Here is a 230-nt window from a genome sequence, read left to right on the forward strand (position 1 = left end):
CCGTGAGCCATTGGGCTTCCGTGACCAACGGGTCGTCTGACTCACTGTCCGCCGGCTCGGTTTCCTTGCTCTGTGGCCGCCCTTTGTTGTTCAGCTTGCGCTGAGTGAGCCACAAGTGCGCAGCGTTCAAAAGCAGATAGGCATCTTCTTCGTCATAGACGTTATCCTCAATCCGTCCAATCGATTTGGACAGGTCCACCTGCTTGGGTTTTGCAATCAGCTGAGGCTCG

At 55.7% G+C, this 230-nt stretch carries 1 protein-coding gene; it reads right to left on the minus strand.

The features are described from left to right. Nucleotides 1-230, minus strand: a 230-nt coding sequence (locus RVY79_RS21895; RefSeq protein WP_317466732.1) for a hypothetical protein, incomplete at both ends; no start/stop codon positions are given.

This window comes from Chromohalobacter sp. HP20-39, from assembly GCF_033052815.1.
GTDB lineage: Bacteria > Pseudomonadota > Gammaproteobacteria > Pseudomonadales > Halomonadaceae > Chromohalobacter.